Here is a 20,913-nt window from a genome sequence, read left to right as displayed (position 1 = left end):
AGAGGGGGCGGAACGGAACGGCCCCCTGCGCAGATCTGCGGCACGGCCTTAGACGTTCCCGGTCAATGACCCGAGAACAAGGAGAAAGCGCGCCCGGGATGGCAGCCGGCAAGCCCGTCGGCTGCCCATGTCTGAAGAGGCGAAATGCGCTTCCACGCCTTCGATCTTTTGCCGTCGCTGCGGTCATCGCAGTCGGCCGACAGTTCTCACCGCGCCCCGCTGCCAACGTCCTCCCAGGGTGAACATCAATCGTCGAGCGCTGCGGGCGGCGGCACGTCGTGGACAACTTGCGACTCCATTTGCGGAGATCTAATCGGTTAACATAGATCAGATCGAAGCGGAGAATACACAGGCCAGATCGCTTGACAGGCCTCTGTCCGGCCAATTGGCTAGGTCCAGCCGACGGGAGCGGGGGATCCAGACCATGAATGAAGTGAGATCACGGAGCTTGGTAAGCCTTCCGGGTTCATCCGCGCATGACTCGATGTTCAGAGGCGACGTAGAGGAAATGCGGGTGCAGGTCTCGCAGAACTTCTCGCCGCACGGCCTCAAGGTCATCAAAACTCATCCAGACGGTGGCCGGTACAGGCTTTTACACCGCGGGAACATCGTCTTGCACACACTGGCGTACGGGGCGGAAATCCGGGTCGAAGTACCAGAGCTGCCCGAGTTCTACAACATTCATGTGCCGCTGATCGGTGGTGGACGACTAATGGTCGGGGGCCAGGATGTCGCTGCACCGCTTACCATCATCGGCCCGCGGCAGCGCATCGACATGAACTGGAGCGTCGATCACGATGTCGTGATCATCCAGATTCCTGAGGTGCTCATCGATCGGGTCCTTGAGGATCAGCTCGGTGATGCCTCGAAAAAGGATATGTACTTCGAGCCGCAAGTCATCGATGAGAGCCCCCTGGGTCGAGTACTCACCGCACTTTCCCGCCCGGCTACGGCAGGCCAATCGTTTCCCTTTGCGGCTTCATCTCTCGCCGAACACCATTTCGAGCAGTTTTTGCTGCATACTCTGGTCGGCTCACAGCCCCATACCTACTCTGCCGACATCGGTGACCCCAGTGCCCCAGCGACCCCCGCAGCACTTCGACGCGCGCGCCGCTTCTGCGAAGAACACGCCGCTGAACCGATCACTCTAGGAGACATCGCCACCGCGGCCAGGGTGAGCGTCCGCACCCTGCAACGCGATTTTCGCAATCACCTGCAAACCACGCCTCTCGCCTACCTGCGCCAGGTGCGACTGGCGCACGCCCATGCCGACCTGGTGCGCATCGCCCAGACAGGTACTCGGACCACTGTCACCGAAGTGGCCCTGCGTTGGGGTTTCACGCATCTGGGCCGCTTCTCCTGCCTCTACAGGGAGACATATGGCCGATCGCCCTCCAGCACCCTTCACGGGTCACGGTGAGGCCTCACGCCTGACCTCGCCGCGCAATCAGGGCTGCAGATGACAATCGACGACCCCAATGATCGTCGCTTGTCCGAGCCAGTCGATCAAGAACAGGGGCCGCGTTCGCACGCCATCATCCCCGATCGGTGTGCTCGCCCGCCACCTGGAGCACGTCACCGTCGCCGACCGACCCGGTCTCCCCACCCTGGCCGAAGTCCTGGACACGATCCCGGACCCACGCAGCCGCCGGGGACGCCGCCACCGGCTCGGCCCGCTGGCGTTATCCCTGCTCGCCTTGCTCGGCGGAGCAACCTCCCTGACGAAGATCACCCGGTTCATCGCCGGATACGAGCCAGACCTGCGCGCCCGAGCCGGCCTACCCGGCACCATACGGCCGGCCGCCAGCACACTGGGACGGCTACTCGTCCCGCCTGGACGGCGACGCCTTCGACACTGCCGCCTGCCATCCCGTGTTCACGCCCCCGGTGCCCGAGCCGGACCTCAAGATCACGATGAACGCCCTGCACAACCAGCACGCCCACGCCCGGCAGATCGTCACCACGCCCAGCTCGCCGCCCTGATCCGCGGTCACCGCGCACGAGCATCGAAGCCCTGGACTTGGTCGCGTTCACGGCGGACGGGTGCACTTTGGCGAGGCCACCTGCGTGGTCGCGCTCGGCATCACCATCGACGGCGCCAAGGTCCCGCCGGCGATGGCGGAGCATCCCTACACCCACAGGCCCACGGGCAAGAGCTGCCTGCCTGGCGGAATGCTTGTCTCTGTGCGCAACCCGTAGATCAACGATGAAGACATCATCGGAGATCGGATGGCCCGGAGTTCTCGCGTACCGCCGCCACCGGTGTGAGGCGGCGGTACGGACGATCAGCGCAGGGAGCGGAAGAACTCGCGCACGTCGGCGACGAACGGGCCGGGCTGTTCCATGGCCAGGAAATGTCCACCGCGCTCGAATTCGGTCCAGTGCACGACGTTGTGATCGCGTTCTGCGAAGCGACGGATGGCGACGTCCTGGGTGAGGGAGACCGCTACGCCGGTGGGCACGGTCCCGGGTTCGCGTGGCGCCCAGGCCGAGGGGTCGTGGTGGGCCTCGTAGTAGTGGTGGGCCGAGGAGGCGCCGGTCTGTGTGAACCAGTAGATGCTGACGTCGGTGAGGATGGCGTCGCGGTTGACGGCGTCTTCGGGTAGGTCGGCGGCGCTGTCGGTCCATTCCTTGAACTTCTCGACGATCCAGGCGAGCTGGCCGGCTGGGGAGTCGTTCAGGCCGTGTCCCAGGGTCTGCGGGCGGGTGCCTTGGAGCTTGTCGTAGCCGCTCTGTTCCTGCTGCCAGTGCTCCAGGCGCGCCAGCCGCTCCTGTTCGGACTCGGTCAGGCCGTCCATCTCACCGTCGGCCCCGATCGGGAAGGTGACCAGGGCGTTGACGTGCACGCCGAGTACATGCTCGGAATCTTGGCGGCCCATGGCCGGGGCGACGAAGGCGCCGACATCGCCGCCCTGCACGCCGTAGCGAGAGTAGCCGAGCCGGTGCATCAGCTCGGTGAAAGCGCCGGCGATGCGGCCGTGCGTCCAGCCCGCATCGCACATCGGACCGGAGAAGCCGAACCCGGGCAAAGAGGGGATCACCAGGTGGAAAGCGTCGTCAGGGGCGCCGCCGTAGGAGCGCGGGTCGGTCAGAGGGCCGATGACGTCCAGGAACTCGGCGATCGAGCCGGGCCAGCCGTGGATGAGCATCAGCGGGGTGGCCTCGGCCTCGAGAGAGCGAATATGCGCGAAGTGGATGGTCTGTCCATCGATATCGGTGGTGAACTGGGGCAGGTCGTTCAGCCTGGCCTCGTGCTTGCGCCAGTCGTAGCCGTCGGCCCAGTAGGCGGCGAGCTGCCGCAGGTAGCCGGTCGGGACGCCGCGGCTCCAACCCTGGCCACCGATCTCGGCGCTCCAGCGGGTACGGGCGAGCCGGTCTCGTAGGTCATCCAGCTCGTCCTGCGGGATGTCGATGCGGAACGGGTTGATCATCAAACTATTCCTTCCAAAACCGGAATACTTGCACCAAGAAGGTGGCGGCCGTTTGTCTCGGAGGACCTTTTCGGCTGCGGTGAATCGGCCGTTGCGTTCAGGTTGGCACATGGACCCCCGCACTGATTGCGGCGTGAGCCATTCTGATGTGCTCAGAATTCAATCGGCCGGCCCGGGCGATGAGAGCAATATGACTACAACGGGTGCCGCACTACTGCGCGCACTTCCACGATCAGTCTCGTCACAGGCTCCTTCCCGGGCGAGCGGCGCCTGACGACCCGAAGCGGTGAGCGGCTGAATGTTTGGAGACCGGGAGCTTTCGTGTTGTTCGCTGCTGTTACTTGGGAGTGGAGCATATGAAAGTTCCATGGCGTCGGCTATCCATATAGCGCAGCACCAAATGCGCTCTTGGGATGGCCCGGCCACGCCCTGCGCCCGGATGCACGATCTGGCCGTGCCAGGCCAAGAAGCACTGGGCCGCACGGTCGGTTCCGGACGACGCCGAACGGCGCAAGGAGATCGCCGACGAGACCCGCGTCGTGGCCAAGACCACGATCCACCCGATCCGCGCCAACGACATGCCCAGCCGCCCGAAGCCAGGCGATCAACCGGGCCCGCTCCAGCTGCGCCGGATCGTAGAACCGGCATCCGGACTCGCCGTCCACCGCGGCCGGCCGCCAGCAGCCCGAGTTCGTCGTAGGGCCGCAACGCCTTCGGCGAGAGCCTCGCGACCTGCGCGAACGTCCCGATCGTCAGCAGTCGCACCACTTCTCCCCACCCCAGCCGGTGCCGATGAGCCTGCCGCTTCACCCGAGGGAAAGGTCAACGACGGGCGTTTTGTCCGGACATCCTGAGAAATCAGAACAAAGGTCTTCTCGTCGACGGGAAAGATCCCTTAGCCTCTGGTTCAGATCCGCTCACCTCCTCTGGTACCCCCCGATTCACGCCATCCGGAGCTGCCCCATGCCCAGAATTCGACGATTACTAGCGACCTTCCTGTCCACGGCCCTTCTCCTGGCGCCGGTGGTGGCGCCCGCGCCGGCCTCCGCGAACACCCAGGTGGCCGCCGCCACGATCCCGGCAACCGACATGGCCGTGATGTGGGGTGCCTACGGCAACCAGGGCGGGCACTGGACCGGCGGCGACGCCACCGTCACCATCCCGCTGCCTGACGGGCGAATCGCCTGGATCTACGCGGACACCTTCCTGGGCGAGGTGAACGCCGACTTCTCCCGCCCGCGCGACGCCCCGTTCATCAACAACTCAATGGTCGTGCAGAGCGGCACGACGCTCGGCCCCACCCTGCACGGCGGAACCGCCCAGGCGCCCACCGCGCTGGTGGACACCCCAGAACACGCCGACGACTTCTTCTGGGTCGGCGACGGCACGGTCGAGGGAAACCAGCTCAAGGTCATCTACGGCAGGTACATCAAGACCGAGGACAACCCGCCCCTGGGATTCGCCAGGCAGGGCACCGCCCTGGCCACGTTCACGCTGCCCGACCTGACACTTTCTTCGGTACGGATGCTCCCGGTCAACGCCGACATGGGCTGGGGGTCGGCTCTTCTGGAAGAGGGCGGCTTCAGCTACATCTACGGCAGCGAGTACGCGGAAGGCGCCAAGTTCGCGCACGTGGCCCGCGCTCCGGCAGGCGAACTGGGCGGACCCTGGCAGTACTGGACGGGATCCGGCTGGTCGGACAGGGAGTCCGACTCGGCCAGGTTGCACAGCGGGGTGGGCGAGGGCATGTCGGTCAGCAAGATCGGCAGCCAGTACGTCATGGTCACGCAGGAGAACAACGACGTCTTCAGCGGCTGGATCGTGGCCTACGCGGCCAACTCGCCGACCGGTCCCTTCTCCGGGCCCACCTACCTCTACGAGGCCCCCGAGCCCGAGGTCAGCAACAGATCGCAGTTCATCTACGTCGGCCGTCACCACCCCGAGCTGGCCGATCCGGGCGAGCTGTTCCTTTCCTACGACGTCAACGCCTGGAACGGCGAGGATCACTACCGGGACGTGCGGATCTACCGGCCCAGGTTCAAGGAGATCGCCTGGCCGCCCAAGGTGTCGGACCCCACCCCGGCGCCGGGCGCTCCCACCAACCTTAAGGTGCGCGCGGGCAGCGACGGTATCAACCATTTGACCTGGAGCGCGCCCAGCGGTACCAACCTCAACTACTGGGTGTACAAGAAGAACCTCACTCTCGGACAGACGCACTTCACCAGAACCGGCAACCCCGCCACGTCCACGCAGTACGGTGACCCCTTCGTCAGGGACGGCCACACCTACGCCTATCAAATCCGCGCCATCAACCAGAACGGTACGGAGGGGCCGGCCTCCACACCCGCCAGCGCGACGGGCCGGCTGGCCGTACCGCCGGCGCCCACCGGGCTCACAGCGACGGCGGGCCAGGCGGGCGAAGTCAAGGTGGCCTGGACCATGTCCGAGCCCGGAACGAACTACCGCCTGTACCGCAGGGACGTCACCGAGGGCGAGACCGTTTTCACCGAACACCCGCTCGACGACCCCTACGCCGTCACCGGGACCATCGTCGGCCTCCAGATCGGGCATACCTACGAGTTCAAGGTGACCGCCTACAATCAGGTGGGCGAAAGCCCGCCGTCGAACCTCGTGCAGGCCAAGGTGGCCTTCCAGGCGCCCGCCGCACCGCGGAACCTCAGCGCGACCGCGCTGGCCGACGGTTCTGTGAAGCTGGCCTGGACGGCCCCGCCGGGCGGCGCCGTGAACCACTGGATCCACCTACGGGACGTGACCTCGGGCGCGACGGGCTTCACCCGCCACCCCTTCCCGGTGAGCGGCCAGACCACCACTCTCACCGAACTGTTCAACGGCCACACCTACGAGTTCAAGGTGACCGCGGCCAACGACGGTGGCGAAGGCCCGCCGAGCGCGGTCGCGACTGCCACGGTACGGCTCGCGCCACCGGCAGCCGTGATCGGCCTGACGGCCACCCCGCAGAGCGACGGCTCGATCAAGCTGTCATGGAGCGCTGCTGAGCGGGCCAAGAGCTACTGGGTCTACCGCAGGGACGTCACCTTCGGGCACGAGCAGTTCTCCCGCTACCACCAGCCCTTCGGCGCGACCACCGCCACGCTGAATGACCTGCACGATGGCAACGTCTACGAGTTCAAGGTCGCGGCGGTCGGTGACGGCGGCGAAGGCCCCGCCGGCGCGGTCGTCACCGCCACCGCGAAGGTCACCCCGCCCGGCGCGCCGACCGGGCTGAAGGCCGAAGCAGGCTCAGGCACGGTCAAGCTCACGTGGACACCACCGGTCGGCGCGCAGATGTACTGGGTCTACCAGCGTGACATCACGGCAGGGGAGAGCGGGTTCACCCGCCTGCCCTATCCGACCTCGGTGCTGTCGGCCTCGTTGGAAGGCCTGGCCAACGGCCACACCTATGAATACAAGGTCTCGGGCATCAACCAGGCGGGCGAGGGTACGGCGAGCGACACGGTACAGGCCAAGCCCCAACCGCCCAAGCCCGCGAAGGTCACCGGCGTGACGGCGCAGGCTCAGGCGGACGGCACCGTCAAGCTCGCCTGGACGCCGATCGACGGCGCGTTCTACTGGGTCAGCTACCGTGACATCACCGCCGGCCAGAGCACCGACACGCGGCTGGAGTACCCGGCGACGGGTCCCGCGGCGCACGTGGGTCCCTTCACCGCAGGACACCAGTACGACTTCAGGATCACAGGAACCAACAGCGCCGGAGACGGGCTTCCTTCCGACCCCGTACGCGTCACCATCCAAGGTGCCGCAGCGGTGGCGAGCCCTGCCGCGATGCTCAACCCGACGGCCATCCCCACAAAGAAGCTCGCGGCGGCGGCTGCGGCTGAACTGCCCCGGCCACCGTCGGGCCTGACGGTCACCGGGAGGGGCAACGGCTACGTGGACCTGGCCTGGGTGAACAGCCTGGACCACCCTGCCGTCTACTACTGGGTGCAGTTCCGTTCCGTCGGCAAGAGCACCTGGTACAACCTGCCGTACCCGACCCTCGACACCACCTACCGGGTGACCAAGCCGCTGTGGAACGGCTTCGAGTACGAGTTCCGCGTCGTAGCGGAGAACCAGACCGGCGCCAGCTCCCCGACGAACGTGGTCAGGGCGGCCCCCGGATCCTCACCGCCTTCGCGCCCGACAGGGCTCACGATCGCGAGCAGGGACCACGGCGTCGAACTGCAGTGGACGCGCAACTCCACCGAGGACTTCTACTGGGTGGAGTTCAAATCGGCTGGAACCGGCACCTGGTACCGGCTGAACTACCCGGCGGTGTCCAACGAAGCGACCATCACCTATCCCCTGTGGAACGGCTACAACTACGACTTCCGGATCGTCGCCCTCAACGCCGCGGGGGAAAGCCAGCCCAGTGCCGCCGTCACCGGGGGCCCTCGGGTCTCGCTGCCCCCACAGCCCAGCACTCCCACCGGGTCTTCCCGGATCGGGTACGCCCACCTGAGCTGGGTCCTGCCAGGTCCCATCAACCATCACGTCTTCTACTGGCTGTACTACCGTCCATACGGCAGCACCAGCTGGACCAAGGCTAAGTACCCGATCGCCAATCTTTCCATCGACCTGAAGTATCTGCCGCCCGGCCGGTACCAGGCCAAGGTGTCGGCCGTGAACATGGCAGGGGAGGGCCCGCACTCGGGAGTGGAGACCGTACGGATCCTGCCCACGACTGAGTGGGCCCTGGCCTCCCTCACCGAGAACACCACGGCCAGCTGGAACACCTGGCTGTCGGTGTATCCCAGCCCCGCCGGCACCCTGTACGACGGCTACGACTTCGACTGGAGCAACGACCTGTGCTCGTGGGCCGTCGACCGGCCGGTGCTGCGGCTGATTCCCTACCAGCGCGTCGACTGGCGCAGCTCGTGCGCACGGCACGACTTCGGATATCGCAACTACAAGGCGATCGGCAAATGGAACTACAACAGGAAGCTGCGGCTTGACCGGCTCATGCTGGCGGACATGTACCGGGCCTGTGATGTGCAGATCCGGCACGCCAACCCCGAGTGCCGCGCGCTAGCGGGCGTGTACTACACGGTGGTCAGGCAGTGGAACGAGGACGGCGACTTCGACCCAGGCACCTGACCCAGCCCGGCTGGTGGCCCGGCCGTTCCGCCGGGCCACCAGCCATTCGTGGCGCCGCACCAGATCCCGCCCGCATCATGCAGGGCGTTACCACGACCGCGACCGCCGGACTCAGCCCCGATCGTCCCGACCGAAGCTGCGCTCCGAGCTGATCCCGGTCACCTGCCGTGACCTGGAGTGACGCTCCCACTTCGTTCGCCGCTCATCAGCACGTGCTGCTGGCTCCGCTGATGGTCAAGATGGCGAGTCGGCACGACCGGCTCCACTACCCTCTGGTCCTTGCTCGATGGCATCCGGAGGGCGCTCCTGTAGTCCCTGAGCTGGTCGAACTTCTCGACAGCGAGATCGGACCATGGGCTGCCCGTGCTCTCGCCGTGATCGCTCCAGGGCCGGTGGCCGTCGGCCGAGAGCAGCGGCGGCGGCGTATGCTCGGCCCCCTCGCACAGCATGATCGTGAGCACATCGACCCGGTCGCCTACTGGCGCCTGACCGGAGACGCCGAACCCGTCCTCATCGCGCTGCGCAGAGCTGGGACCTGCGGCAGCCGGGAGGCGGAACGGTTGCGGCGGGAAGTGCGGGACCTGCTGCTCGTGCGTCCCGCGATGTCGGTGCGTCACCTGCACGCGCTGTGGCGGATCACAGGAGAGACCGATGAGGTCGTGCCCGAACTGCTGAAACTGTCAGCCTCTCCCGCACAGGGCACGGCTGCGGACGCCGACAACCCCCAGGCGCTGATCGCGCTTGCCGAGATTGCCATCGCTGATCCGGCGGTCGCCGACCTGGTGTCGGACCGTCTGCGGAGCGCGATGCACCGGACGCGGCAGCTGGGGCACGAGCGCACGTTGGCCCTGGCACCGGTCCTGTGGAAGCTCAGCGGACGCGCGGAGGAGATCGTCCCGGCCCTGCTGGCCTTGGTCGATCGACTGACCGAACCCAGCGGTTGGCTCCCCCCACGCGGCTGGAGCCGCTCGTGCTGCTCGCGGAGATCGCGGCTGCGGATCCCGACGGCGTCGCTTCGGCCCTGCACAGCCTCCGAGCTCTCGTCGACACCGACGAACGCCCCGTCACCTACCGGAACTGGCGCCCCGAGGCCCGACGGCACTGGCGTTCTGTTGAGGACGACGACGCGCTGCGCACGGCAGTCGGTGCGGTGCTCGACGCCGCCTCCAGGCGGGGAACCGCCCCGCCAGGTAGCCGTCACCAGTGCCCGCCACCAAGGGTGCTTCCCCGCCTGGCGCGCCTCCCTGCCAACGCCGGGAGGACCTCGCCGGAGTGTCATCCGGCAGGTCGCGGTGTACGGACGCCGCCGGGCCGGACAGCTTCCGACGCGCCGGTGCTTGGCTGACCGCTCGAGGAGTGTCCTGGATCAGCTGTTCGCGGGCAGGTCGGGCTTCTCGTCGGTCCAGCCGGTCTTTGTGACTGCCTCGTAGGAGAAGCCGGCCGCACCCTGCCTCGACGGGTCCGGTGCGTGGGTGTGTTCCAGCGCCAATGGCAGCCCGGTTTCGGCGTCCACCACCAGCCGGTCCACGCCTTCCGACTGGCCCGTGTCGGTTGTACGCGGGATGCTGACGGCCCGGCCGCGGCGGCCGAGCAGGTCGGTGACCTCGCCGACGGCCGTCACACCGGGCAGGGAAGCGATCATCCGGTACGCGGCGGCCCGCACCTTCGGTGACACCGGGAAGCGCATGATGATGTGCACGCCCATGTCGTAGAGCCGCAGGTCGGCGTGCTGGCCGTGGCCCAGGGGCGGTACGCTGCCGGCCGCGGCCTGCTTCTTGATGACCGACTCCAGGTGGTCCCGGAGCTCTTCAGGGGTCGTCGGCAGCTTGCCCAGCCGGTCCGGGGTCATCGGCTCGCCGTTGGTCAACATGCCCAGTGACCCGCCGGCGTCCTCCCTCCGGACCTCGCGCGGGCCCGCGGCGGCGGTGACCGTCTGACTCTCCGTCACGAAGGACCTACCGCCCTTGGTGACGCGCTTCCCCGGGTATGTCCAGGTCTTCGGTGAGCCGTCGGCGCGCCATGCCTCCTCGTCCGCCGGGGTGGCGGGCTTGGCCCCGAGGAACTGGGTGATCAGCCAGGTGGGCTTGCCCGCCTCCGGGGACGCCCACAACTCCTCGGAGTAGGTCTGCTCCAGCAGGTAGTTCCCGTTCGGGGCGGGCAACGTGCTGCCGCTGACGACACGGTTCACCCAGTAGTCGCCGTTCGCAGAAGTCTTCGCAACCGACGTCGCGGCGGCAAGCAGGATCTGCCGGGCCGACGGCTTCGCGTCGGGCCGTGCCGACGAGCCGGTGGACGCGTCCGCCGAGGGCCGCTGGGCGAGGGTGGTGGAGTCCGGGCCGCCGGGGGCCGTGCCCGACGTGATCACCACGATGACGGCGGACGCCGCGCCGAGCAGCCCCACACCGAGCGCCGTCCACCTAGCCGTGCGCGGGGCCCCGCGGCGGCGCCCCGCCTCGGCTGCGGCCCGGCGCGAGCGAGGGGAGGTCTGCGTGGCCATGTGAAAGTTCACCTGAGGGTTCGGGGTGGTCGTCTGGGCGGTGAAGGAGGCGACGAGCCGGGCACGGCCCTCGGCGGTCACCTGCGGGGAGGGCGGGGGCGCGGAGAGCAGGTCCCGCACCGCGTTCAGGTCATCCATCTGCGTCTCCAAGGTCTTCGTGCATCGGGTTGACGCCGCCGAGGGCACCGCGAAGCTTCCTGCGGGCGCGGTTGAGCCGGGATCCGACGGTGCCCGGGGGGATGTCGAGGGCCTGGGCGATCTCCTCGTAGCCGAGCCCGGCCAGGGCCGTGAGGATCAGTACGTCGCGGTCAGCCTCGGAAAGCGCCGCCAGCGCGGACGCGAGCTGGCCCTGCACGCCGGCGGCAGCCAGGCGCTGGGCCACGAGATCCTCGTGGCCGGGGTCCGTCACGCGCTCGACCGGCGTCCGTTGCAGGGCCTGCAGGCGGCGGGTCTCGCTTCTGCGGTGCTGGGCGACCAGGTTGGTCGCGATCCCGTAGAGCCAGGCCCGTACCTGGCCGCGCGCCCCGTCGAAGCTCTCCCGCTTGCGGAACGCCACAAGGAACGTCTCTGCGGCGAGATCGTCTGCGACCTGCGTCCCCAGCCGCCCGGCCACATACCGGTAGATCTCAGGGAAATAGCAGTCGTAGAGAACCGCGAACCGGTCGGGGAAACGGCGAGACTGCTCGACGAGCGTGGCGTCGTCAACTTCTTGCGGGGAGCGGGAGACCCTCGGCCAGGCCGTCATGCGCCCGCCCGTCGGCCGGCTACGGGGGTATGTTCGTTCACACCATTGTTCCGCCGTACCCCGGATTCCTCTTCACGAGCCTCCGACGCACCCTCCTCGGAGGTGTGGACCGGGGACGTGGCTGAACACCGGGGGGAAGTTGCCGACCTGCGGTCCAGCCACAGGTCGTACTCCTAGGGTGAGGAACCGGCCGACGCCCGCTATCGCCGAGAACGATCATGGCAGGTAGTCGTCGTTCTCTCCTGGGGCGGGGCGGGCACGAGGTACTCAGCGACAGCACGGTGGCACCAGGCGGTCACTTCGGGGGCGCCACCCGCAGGCCGGGTTCGAGCGGGCCGCCGGACGACAGCGACGCGACATGACGAAGGGCCCGCTGCTCAGCCGTACTCATCGTGACCCCTCGAAAGCATGCAACAGGAAGGCCAGCACATCAGCGAGCAGGGCATGTTCCTGCTCTCGGGTCGAGCCGGCGCCGTGACCGCCATGCTCCTCGACACGCAGCAGCACCGGCCGGCCGGAGGCCGTGGCCGCCTGCAGGCGGGCGGCCAGCTTCCCCGGCTGCCACGGCGGCACCCGCGCGTCGCGCCGTCCGGTGGTCAGCAGCACCGCCGGGTACGGCACGCCGTCCTCGACCCGCAGGTAGGCATCGGCGATCAGCAGGCCACGCAGGCCGTCCGAGGTGGCGACGCTGCCGAACTCCGGCACGTTGATCGGCCCGTTCTCGCTGAACTCGATCCGTGTGGCGTTGACCGTCGGCACCTGCATCGCCATGGCAGCCCACAGCTCCGGCCGGCGCACCAGCGCACCGCCGGTGGGGATGCCGCCGGCGCTGACGCCCTCGCCCGCCAGCCGTCCCGGCCGGGTGTAGCCCAGGGCGATGAGGTGCTCGGCGCAGTCGATGAAGTCCGTGATGGTGGCCTCCTTGCGCGGGCCGCGCCCGGCCTCGTGCCACTCCCGGCCGTAGGCGCCGCCACCGCGCAGGTGTGCCATGGCGTAGACGCCGCCGCGCTCGTACCAGGCGAGCATCTCGGGACGGAACCACGGCAGGTCGGTGACCCCATGGGAGCCGTAGCCGGTGAGCAGGGCCGGGTTGTCGCCATCCAGCTCCAGGTCCTTGCGGTGGATGACGGTGAGCGGGATCTGTGTTCCGTCCCTCGCGGGCACGTGCAGGATGCGGGCGTGCACGCCGCCGAAGTCGACCGGTGAGCGGGGCGCCAGCCCGGTGTCCTCGAGGGTTTCGCCGTCGTAGCGGTAGAGCCGCGGCGCGTCTGTCCAACCGGCCGCCAGCAGCAGGGCTTCGGGCCGTTCCGGGTGGGTGGTCCACTCCCAGATGGCGCCCTCCACCGGCATCGGGAGGTCGGCGGGCTCGCCGCCGGACAGGGGCGCATGCCGTACCCGATGGACGCCACCGTCGAGATCGCGCACCAGCAGCCGGTCGCCGACGACCCGCACCGCCTCCACCACGCGCTCACCCGCGGGCACGACCACCCGGGCTCGGGACAGATCCGGTACGGCAAGCGGAACGGCCAGCACGTGGGAGCGGGGCGCGTCCCGATGGGAGACCAGGTAGAGGGTGTCGTGGCTGGTGGCGAAGGCGGTCACGCCGTCCGCCACGCCCGCTACCTTCCGCCACGGGCAGGTGGCCGGATCGGCGAGCCCGGCTCGTGGCGCCACGTACAGCGAGCAGTCGCTCAACTGCTCGCTGGTCCAGGGGCCGAGTGCGCCGTGGGAGACGATCGCCAGCATCCACTCGCCGTGCGGCGGCACCACCAGGAAGGGCCGATCCTGCGGGGTCAGCTCGACGTGGGGGTTGAGCCCGCGCGCCAGCACCACCTGGTCCTGCGCCGGGTCGGTGCCCAGCCGGTGCAGGAAGGAACGGCTGTCCAGGCGGCGCTCCTCCGGCGGGGCGCCCGCCGGGGGAGCCACGTAGCGGTGGAAGACGAACGACCGGCCGTCCTCCAGCCAGCTCAGGAAGGCGAAGCGCGCCGTGGGCGGGATCGTCTCCAGGATGGCGCCGGAGCCGGCGTCGATGACCTGGATCGTGCTCTCCTCCGACCCGGACGGGAAGACGGCGCAGGCGATGTGGCGGCCGTCGGGGGAGGGCACGTACCAGTCGATGGCGTGGTGCGCCTCGCCGGGCACGGTGTCCGGGTCGAACAGGACCCTGCTCGCTCCCTCGGGCCCACGCACCATCAGCACGGGTACGCGGGCGTTCGGTTCGCGCGCCAGGTAGAAGATGCTGTCGCCCGCCGGCGTGAAGTTCGAGTACTGCGAGAGCGCTCCGCCCAACTCGCGGATCCGGGTCAGCAACTCCTCCCGGCGCGGCAGGCTGTCCAGCTGCTCGCGGGCATGGCCGGCCTGGCCGTCGAGCCAGCGGTGGAACTCCTCGCCGTCCTCCTCCATCCACCGGTAGGCATCCTCGAGCGTGATGCCGTGGTGGACGTCGCGCACCACGTCCACTCGGGCGATCGGCGGGCCGGTGATGTCACTCATCTGCATGATCATAGGCGGCGCTCGCGAAGCCGGGTGAGCTGGTGACGGTGACCGAGATCGCCCCCCGTGCCGTCGCGCTCGGCCATGCGAGGTGGATGACGCGGCAGCGCATGCAGCTGGCCACATCCGACCCGACCCGACCCGACCCGACCCGACCCGACCCGGCCTGGCCTGGCCTGGCCTGTGCCGCAGGTCGAGTGGCGGCGGGTCGGCCGCTCCTGGCTGATTCCCGGGCCCGTGCCGAGGAAAGCAGGTTGAGGCAGAGGCGGCCGGCGACCACGGCGCGGAACGGGTCAGTGGCCATGAGCGTACTTCTCACTCCGTGCCTCTCGACCGTAGACCGCGTCCAGCAGGTCGCGGGCGAAGCGGTCCGGATCGTCCAGGCCCGCGGTCGCCAGGGTGTGGGGGCCGCCGGCGAGCAGGTGCGGGATCGCGGCTTGCATGGCCAGGGTGACGGCGGCGGCACGCTCCTGTGTGACCGCTAGCCCGGCGGCCCCCTGCGCCTCCTCGAAGACGGTGAGGTCGGCCGCCGCGATGTCGTCCAGGATGGTGGCCAGCCAGGGCGCGCGGGCCGCCTCCGCATGGAGTTCGAGGTAGGCGAGCAGCCGCTGCCGGCCAGAGCCTGCGGCGTCGGCCAGCAGCGCGCCCATCATGGCCACGAGCGTCGCCCGGTCGGTGATCGCCGGTCTGGGGAGATCGCGGTAGAGCTCGACGCACCGCCCGGCGATCGCCTGCAGCAGGGACTGCCTGGTCGGGAAGTAGTTCTTGGTGGTGCCGGGGGGCACACCCGCGGCAGCGTCCACCGCACGGTGCGTCAGCCCGCGTCCACCCTGCTCGGCCAGCACCTCGATGGCCGCGTCCCGTAGCCGGTCTCGCCGATCTCTATTCGCCATGGAGGCAAACTACCTCAAGTGTGGTACCACAGGTATGGTGTTCTTGAAGGGCGGACGTCGTGGCGGGAGGCGGCTGTGGCCTGCGGGCGTCAGCGGGCCGGCGACGGTGATCGGGCTCAGAAGAGCCTGCTGGAGCGGTACGGCACGGCCTCGGCGGTCCACCCCACCGCGCCGACGGGCCGCGCGGAGCCAAACCCGTCGCGACACACTGGCCGCCGCCACGGTCCTCCGCGCCTGGGCGAAGAAGGGGCGCGCGTAGGTGTCGCCGTTACGCGGTGAGCCAGGACGAGCAGCTCTTGTTGGGCCGGGTCTGACCGCCGCGCCGGGATCAGGGGTCCATGACCAGACGTCGGCGTGCGGTACGGACGCCGCGGGGATGGTTCCAGCCGATCGCGGCGGTGACGGTGTCCCCGCTCTCCGCGAGGGCGACGAAGCGCCCGGCGGCTGCGTCGCCCTCGATCAACCGGATGCGGCTGTCGGGAGCGATGACGCCGTGGACCTGGATCTTCGTGTCGTACTGATCGGTCCAGAAGTACGGCGTCGGGGTGTAGGGGCGATCGGCCCGCAGGATGTTGGCGGCAACGGTGATCGCCTGTTCTGTGGCGTTGGTGCGGTTCTCCAGGCGGGTGCTCACCCCGGTGACGGGGTGGCGCCAGCGGGCCACGTCGCCGACCGCGTAGACGTCGGGCGCGGCGCGGCAGTATGCGTCGCATGCGATGCCGTCGCTCAGCGTCAGTCCGCTGCTGGTCAGCCAGTCGGTGGCCGGGACGGAGCCGACGGCTATGACCGCCAGGTCTGTGGGGACGACCTCGCCGTCGGCCAACTCGACCGCGCCGATGCGCCCGTTCACGCTGTTGAAGCCGCACACACCGGCTCCCATGCGCAGGTGAACGCCACGTCGTTGGTGCATCGCCGCGATGCGGGCGCCGAGTTCCCCGCCGATCTGGCGGGCCATCGGCACGGACAGAGGGTCGATCAGCGTCACCTGACGGCCGAGGGAGCGGGCTGCGGCGGCGATCTCGCAGCCGAGCACGCCCGCGCCGATGCCCACGACCCGCCGCGCCGTGGGCAGTTCCCGGCGCAGCGCGAGGGCGTCGTCCACGGTTCGCAGCGTGTGTATGCCAGCTACAGCCGGCTGGAACGGCAGCGGGCGTGGGGCCAGGCCGGTGGCGATGACGAGGCTGTCGTACCGCAGGTGGCGCCCGTCATCGAGGCACACCGTACGGGCCTCGAGGTCGAGCTGTTCGGCTCGGCGGCCGAGGTCCAACTCGACGTCGAGGTCGTCCAACTGCTCACGGTCGCGAAGCAGAGCCCGTTCGATCGGCCACCTGCCGGTGAGGATCTCCTTGGACAGCGGTGGCCGGTCGTAGGGCAGATGCGGTTCGTCGCCGACCAACCGGATGTGCCCGCCATAGCCCTTCCGGCGCAGCGCCTCCACCACGGTGAGACCGCCGACAGAAGCGCCGATGACCAGGACACCGTTCACCGATCCTCCTTCAGCCGGATGGCCGCGGCGGGGCAGATCATGACGGCCTCGCGGACGGCCTCGTGGTGGCCAGCGGGCGGGTTGGCGTCGAGCAGCACCACGATGCCGTCCTCGTCGCGCTGGTCGAAGACCTCCGGCGCGGCCATGACGCATAGGCCGCCCGCGGTGCACTTGTCCTGGTCGACGATTATTTCCATGTCGGCCTCCTCGGTGTCGGTTCGGTGGTGGAACGCTGTTGGAGCCGCGCGGCAGCCCAACGAGGGCGACGACGATTCCGCAGCGCGCGACGGCGGCGGCGATCCACAGCAGGTTGGTCATTCCGTGCACGAACGCAAGCCGTACGTGCTCCAGCGGGTGGGGTGAGCCGCGACGCCCGGCGAGGTGAACGCCGGCGAAGACACGGTCGCGGGCCGCGGCGGCATCCAGTGCGTGTAGTCCGGCACGGGCGAGATGGAGCCGGCTCTGGAGAGAGGGATATCGGTGCTCTGAGCTTCGAGTGGTTAGGGCGCCGGTTCGTCGGCGCCGGGTGGCTCGAAGAAGTCATGCGGTGAGGGTGGGGGCAGGGTGACCGGTGATGGGCGCAGTCCGTCGATGAGCAGCGCGAGGTAGCGCCTGCGGTCCTCGCCCTGGGGATCTCCCGGGTGCACCGTGGCCAGGTTCATGACGGTGATCACGGTCAGATCGCGAGGAAGCAGTTCCGGTCGCACCACGCCGGCGTCGATGGCCCGGCACAGCATGGGTTCGAGGGCCTGCATGAAGAGCTGCGTGCTCTCGTTCGCGAACGTCACGAACTCGTGGGCGAGTGAGATGATGACCCGCCGCCGGGCGAGTACCTCGGTGACGGCCTCGAGCATCCCGGTGAGGTCCTGCCACGGGTCGTCGGTGTGTACCGCTGTCATGGGCTGGAGCTCGGTGGTGAGGACATGGTCGAAGACGGCCCGGACGAGTTGGTCACGCGAGCGGAAGCGGCGGTAGACCGTCATCACGCTCACGTTCGCGCGTGCGGCGATCTCCTCGAGCGTCGCCTGCGGCCCGATCTCCTCGAACGCCAGGACCGCGGCGCCGACGATGCGCTCATGGTTGCGGGCTGCGTCGGCTCTCACCAGGTCACCCGTAGCGAGTTCAACCCGTAGACGGTGCTGAAGACCCGGAAGTCGGCCTGCTCGTCCGCGAGTGTGAGGTTGGGGAAGCGTCGCAGGAGGGCCGGGAAGGCGATGCGCATCTCCATTCGTGCCAGCGGCGCGCCGAGACAGTGGTGCACGCCGTGGCCGAAGGCGATGTGTCCGGGGGCGCCCCGGGTGATGTCGAGGGTGTCGGGGTTCTCGATGTGGCCACCGTCGCGGTTGGCGGCGGGAAGCGAAAGGAGCACCAGCGATCCCGCGGGGATGACGTGGCCGGCGATCTCCACATCCGTCGTGGTCGTACGCGGTGACGGCGAGTGCACGATGGACAGCCAGCGCAGCAGTTCCTCGATGGCGGGCTCGACCCGCGTCGGATCCTCGCGGATCACGGCGAGTTGGTCCGGGTGTCGCAGCAGGGCCAGGGTGCCCAGGCCGAGCATGTTCGAGGTCGTCTCGTGCCCGGCGAGCAGCAGCAGGGCCGCGATGCCGTTGAGCTCGTCGGTGCTCAGATCGTCGCCGTGCTCGCGCACCAGCATGCCCAGCATGTCCTCGCCCGGGTCGGCCTGTGCGCGGGCGACCAGGCCGGCCATGTAGGCGCGGTTCTCCCGCAGCGCCGCGGTCTGTTCCTCGACCGGCAACGAGATGTCCAACAGGCGAACGGAACGTTCCTGGAATTCGGCGCGGTCGGCGTACGGCACTCCCAGCAACTCGCAGATCACCAGCGACGGCACCGGCAACGCGAAGTGCGACACCAGGTCGGCCGGCTTGCCGGCCCGCTCCAGATCGTCCAGCGCCGCCTCGACGATCTCCACGATGCGCGGCTCGAGCCGGCGCATCCGACGGATGGTGAACTCCGGGGTGAGCATCCGCCGCAACCGGGTGTGCTCCGGCGGGTCGAACGCGAGCAGAAACCCGGCCCGCAGCTTGTCCTGCTCTTCCTGGCTCATCTCACCGGCCGCGGCGAACGGTGTCACGGCGTTGCTGAACCGGGTCGGATCCGAAAGCACCTCGCGCACATCCCCGTGCCGGAGGACCAGGTACGCGGGCTGGCCGAACGGCGTCACCACCTGCACCACACCCTCACCGTCCCGAGCCCGGGTCAGTTCCTCGACCGGGTCGAGTCCGTCCCGCCGCATCTCCAGCGACAACTTCGGCGCCTCCGTCATCCCGTATCCCCTTCCATGATCAGATCGTCGGGGCCCAACGTAGCAGATAACTGAAAGGCGGCCTAACACTTAGAGGCTGCGTAGGTTGAGGGCTGAGCCGGCCTGGCGTGAGGAGCAGGCACGGGCTTGCTGATCAGGATGTTGCTGACGCTTCCGTGATGACCGGCTCGTCGAGGTCGACCCGGTTCGCCGGGTCGACCCGCCATCCGCTGATCCCCTTGTCACGGTCGTTCACCGACGCGGGCACGTGTGTGACACAAGTGCTTCGCGGTGCTGTTCATCAAGGACGGCGTGTTGCGGATGCCGCGCATCGGCGTCGAGGTCGTCGGCAGGGAGCGGATCCGCGCCGCTTTCTAGCTGTATTGACCCGCAAGGTTGTGGACGCCTGGTAGGGCCGGTCCGCTCAACGCGATATCAGGTCGGCGATGTCGGTGCCGGCTCGGAGTAGCGCTTCTGATTGGCTCGCGACTGTCCGGAGTCGGTTCTGGAGCGCGGCGCGGACGTCGTCGGTGTCGCTGATCCTCCGGAGGGACCTCATCACCGCTTGTACTGCGGGGATGCGGTAGCCGCCGGCGCGTAGCGCAGCAACGATTCGCGCTTCCCGGATCGCTGCGAGCGGGTAGTGCCGCACGTTGAGCCCGGCGGTGCGTTCGGGGGTGACGAGGCCCTGTTGTTCCCAGAAGCGGAGCGTGGAGGCGCGCACGCCGATCGCGTTCGCCAGTTCCGAGATGCTCATCGAATCGGCGGGCGTGGGCGCCGCGTCGCGGGTGTCCTCCTCGACGATGCCGTCGAGCGCCTGGAGGGCTGCGATGCTGTCGTCACGGGACCGAGCCAGTGCGACGTGAAGTGCGACGATACTGGCGATCGCCTGGTCATACGGCAGGGTCTGTGCTTCTCGCATCGTGCTGCGAGCCACGACCGGGCCGACGGCGATCGCGAGATTGCGGTAGGCGCGCAAGGCTGTGACGTGCTCGGAACCGAAGCGACGGTACCCATTGGGTTGCCGGATGGCGGGAGGTATGACGGCGAGGCGTTCGAGGTCGCGAATCTGTTGGACGGAATAGCCGGTGGCTGCGGCCAGACTGCTCGTCGTATACGCCTGGGCCGCGGACACGATGGTCGCTTCCACGATCCCAACCCTCCATAAGCACTTCAAGTTCACACTTGAACCATGACTTTGGAACAGATTCTCACAGAGATCAGGAGCTACGTCGGTGTGCTGGAGCTCGCACCCCAATCAGGAAGCGAGCACCCCGAGATCTCCTGGGGGGACTTCTTCTTCTACTACGCCCCAGATGGCGAGGTTCCGCGGAACAGGCAGCCCTACGCGACGATCGTCACGAAGGACTACCCGGATGACGTCGAATCGCGCCTCGATGCGCCCGACCGGTGGCGCCTGAACATCCACGTCGGATCACAGCTGTTCACCGACCTCCTCGGATACCCGCCCGAGTCGATCGAGGAATCGACTGTCGACTTCAGCGAGACGGACACGTTCCTCCCACACCCGCTCTACGGCGCATACGGCTGGGTCGCGGTAGTGAACCCGGGCTCGCGCACCACGACTCGCGCGTTGGCGGCTCTCCACGAAGCTCACCTCGCCGATCAGCGCCGCGTCGAGCGCCGCCAGGCTCGGGGCGGCGCCGGCCCCGCCCACGACTGATGAGCCCCGGCGACCACGCGGCTCGCGCGGTCGCCGCGAACACGGCACAACGCGATGAGAACCACAATGATCACTGCCGCGAACCCGGCCATGCGCGGGTCCGGGAGTTTTCGTGACACCCCCAACGCCGGGCGTGCGTGGCGTCCGATGCCGATCCGTAGCGACCTACTACGCGCTGCGAAGTCCGTCGTATCCGTGCTGCGGGAACGGTCAGCTGCGGAGGCCGCCTTCACTCAGCCAGTCGGCGAGGGCCGGCGTGGAGAGACCCGGCCACCGCAGGACGCACGCCCGGACCTTGATCGA

The 20,913-nt window shown here is 68.6% G+C and carries 15 protein-coding genes and 1 pseudogene; 5 read left to right on the top strand and 11 right to left on the bottom strand.

What is annotated here, in order from left to right:
• Positions 1-514: 514 nt before the first annotated feature.
• From FHR33_RS15995 to FHR33_RS52620, 3 genes and pseudogenes are all read left to right on the top strand, one after another.
• A complete protein-coding gene (locus FHR33_RS15995; protein WP_183647941.1) occupies positions 515-1,420 on the top strand; it encodes an AraC family transcriptional regulator in 906 nt (301 codons plus the stop codon).
• Between the two features lie 58 nt (positions 1,421-1,478).
• A pseudogene (locus FHR33_RS52625) lies at positions 1,479-1,817 on the top strand (transposase family protein); the annotation flags it as partial.
• A 226-nt stretch (positions 1,818-2,043) separates the two neighbouring features.
• A complete protein-coding gene (locus FHR33_RS52620) occupies positions 2,044-2,199 on the top strand; it encodes a hypothetical protein (RefSeq protein WP_312896034.1) in 156 nt (51 codons plus the stop codon).
• A gap of 86 nt (positions 2,200-2,285) precedes the next feature.
• Here the strand turns inward: FHR33_RS52620 and FHR33_RS15985 are convergent, their stop codons facing one another.
• Positions 2,286-3,431, bottom strand: coding sequence for an epoxide hydrolase family protein (locus FHR33_RS15985; RefSeq protein WP_183647935.1), 1,146 nt, complete (start codon positions 3,429-3,431; stop codon positions 2,286-2,288).
• A gap of 963 nt (positions 3,432-4,394) precedes the next feature.
• Here FHR33_RS15985 and FHR33_RS15980 point away from each other — a divergent pair.
• Positions 4,395-8,546: a phospholipase A2 gene (locus FHR33_RS15980; protein ID WP_183647932.1), complete on the top strand. Its 4,152-nt coding sequence runs from the start codon at positions 4,395-4,397 to the stop codon at positions 8,544-8,546.
• Positions 8,547-8,704: 158 nt separating this feature from the next.
• Here FHR33_RS15980 and FHR33_RS15975 read toward each other — a convergent pair whose 3' ends face one another.
• From FHR33_RS15975 to FHR33_RS15930, 10 genes are all read right to left on the bottom strand, one after another.
• Positions 8,705-9,169 (bottom strand): hypothetical protein, encoded by a 465-nt coding sequence (locus tag FHR33_RS15975; RefSeq protein WP_183647929.1) that lies wholly within the window; start codon positions 9,167-9,169, stop codon positions 8,705-8,707.
• 743 nt (positions 9,170-9,912) lie between these two features.
• Positions 9,913-11,181: a CU044_5270 family protein gene (locus FHR33_RS15970; RefSeq protein ID WP_183647926.1), complete on the bottom strand. Its 1,269-nt coding sequence runs from the start codon at positions 11,179-11,181 to the stop codon at positions 9,913-9,915.
• The gene (locus FHR33_RS15965) at positions 11,174-11,788 is read right to left on the bottom strand and encodes an RNA polymerase sigma factor (RefSeq protein WP_183647923.1); all 615 of its coding nucleotides are present in this window, start codon (positions 11,786-11,788) and stop codon (positions 11,174-11,176) included. Before FHR33_RS15965 ends, FHR33_RS15970 begins: the two co-directional genes overlap by 8 nt.
• 387 nt (positions 11,789-12,175) lie before the next feature.
• Complete coding sequence (locus FHR33_RS15960) at positions 12,176-14,281, bottom strand: prolyl oligopeptidase family serine peptidase (RefSeq protein ID WP_183647920.1); 2,106 nt, start codon at positions 14,279-14,281, stop codon at positions 12,176-12,178.
• Positions 14,282-14,574: 293 nt separating this feature from the next.
• Positions 14,575-15,174 (bottom strand): TetR/AcrR family transcriptional regulator, encoded by a 600-nt coding sequence (locus tag FHR33_RS15955; RefSeq protein ID WP_183647918.1) that lies wholly within the window; start codon positions 15,172-15,174, stop codon positions 14,575-14,577.
• A gap of 328 nt (positions 15,175-15,502) precedes the next feature.
• On the bottom strand, positions 15,503-16,660 hold the full coding sequence (locus FHR33_RS15950) for an NAD(P)/FAD-dependent oxidoreductase (protein WP_183647915.1): 1,158 nt from the start codon (positions 16,658-16,660) through the stop codon (positions 15,503-15,505).
• A complete protein-coding gene (locus FHR33_RS15945) occupies positions 16,657-16,857 on the bottom strand; it encodes a ferredoxin (RefSeq protein ID WP_183647912.1) in 201 nt (66 codons plus the stop codon). Before FHR33_RS15945 ends, FHR33_RS15950 begins: the two co-directional genes overlap by 4 nt.
• 303 nt (positions 16,858-17,160) lie before the next feature.
• On the bottom strand, positions 17,161-17,763 hold the full coding sequence (locus FHR33_RS15940; RefSeq protein WP_183647909.1) for a TetR/AcrR family transcriptional regulator: 603 nt from the start codon (positions 17,761-17,763) through the stop codon (positions 17,161-17,163).
• Positions 17,760-18,947 carry a cytochrome P450 gene (locus FHR33_RS15935; RefSeq protein WP_183647906.1) on the bottom strand — a complete coding sequence of 396 codons (1,188 nt, stop codon included), beginning with the start codon at positions 18,945-18,947 and terminating at the stop codon, positions 17,760-17,762. The genes FHR33_RS15940 and FHR33_RS15935 overlap by 4 nt, the downstream gene beginning before the upstream one ends.
• A gap of 403 nt (positions 18,948-19,350) precedes the next feature.
• On the bottom strand, positions 19,351-20,076 hold the full coding sequence (locus FHR33_RS15930; protein WP_312895562.1) for a MerR family transcriptional regulator: 726 nt from the start codon (positions 20,074-20,076) through the stop codon (positions 19,351-19,353).
• A gap of 42 nt (positions 20,077-20,118) precedes the next feature.
• Here FHR33_RS15930 and FHR33_RS15925 point away from each other — a divergent pair, with 42 nt between their 5' ends.
• Positions 20,119-20,610 carry a DUF6194 family protein gene (locus tag FHR33_RS15925; RefSeq protein ID WP_183647903.1) on the top strand — a complete coding sequence of 164 codons (492 nt, stop codon included), beginning with the start codon at positions 20,119-20,121 and terminating at the stop codon, positions 20,608-20,610.
• Positions 20,611-20,913: the final 303 nt, after the last annotated feature.

The sequence above is a fragment of the Nonomuraea dietziae genome, assembly GCF_014195505.1.
GTDB classification, from domain to species: Bacteria; Actinomycetota; Actinomycetes; order Streptosporangiales; family Streptosporangiaceae; genus Nonomuraea; species Nonomuraea roseola.
Note: the sequence above shows the minus strand (reverse complement) of the source record. Positions and strands in the feature narration are given on the sequence as shown.

Coding starts and splice junctions, on each gene's coding strand:
- FHR33_RS15985 (WP_183647935.1), bottom strand. CDS start 3,431: ATGATCAACCCGTTCCGCATCGACATCCCGCAGGACGAGCTGGATGAC.
- FHR33_RS15980 (WP_183647932.1), top strand. CDS start 4,395: ATGCCCAGAATTCGACGATTACTAGCGACCTTCCTGTCCACGGCCCTT.
- FHR33_RS15970 (WP_183647926.1), bottom strand. CDS start 11,181: ATGGATGACCTGAACGCGGTGCGGGACCTGCTCTCCGCGCCCCCGCCC.
- FHR33_RS15965 (WP_183647923.1), bottom strand. CDS start 11,788: ATGACGGCCTGGCCGAGGGTCTCCCGCTCCCCGCAAGAAGTTGACGAC.
- FHR33_RS15960 (WP_183647920.1), bottom strand. CDS start 14,281: ATGAGTGACATCACCGGCCCGCCGATCGCCCGAGTGGACGTGGTGCGC.
- FHR33_RS15955 (WP_183647918.1), bottom strand. CDS start 15,174: ATGGCGAATAGAGATCGGCGAGACCGGCTACGGGACGCGGCCATCGAG.
- FHR33_RS15945 (WP_183647912.1), bottom strand. CDS start 16,857: ATGGAAATAATCGTCGACCAGGACAAGTGCACCGCGGGCGGCCTATGC.
- FHR33_RS15935 (WP_183647906.1), bottom strand. CDS start 18,947: ATGACGGAGGCGCCGAAGTTGTCGCTGGAGATGCGGCGGGACGGACTC.
- FHR33_RS15925 (WP_183647903.1), top strand. CDS start 20,119: ATGACTTTGGAACAGATTCTCACAGAGATCAGGAGCTACGTCGGTGTG.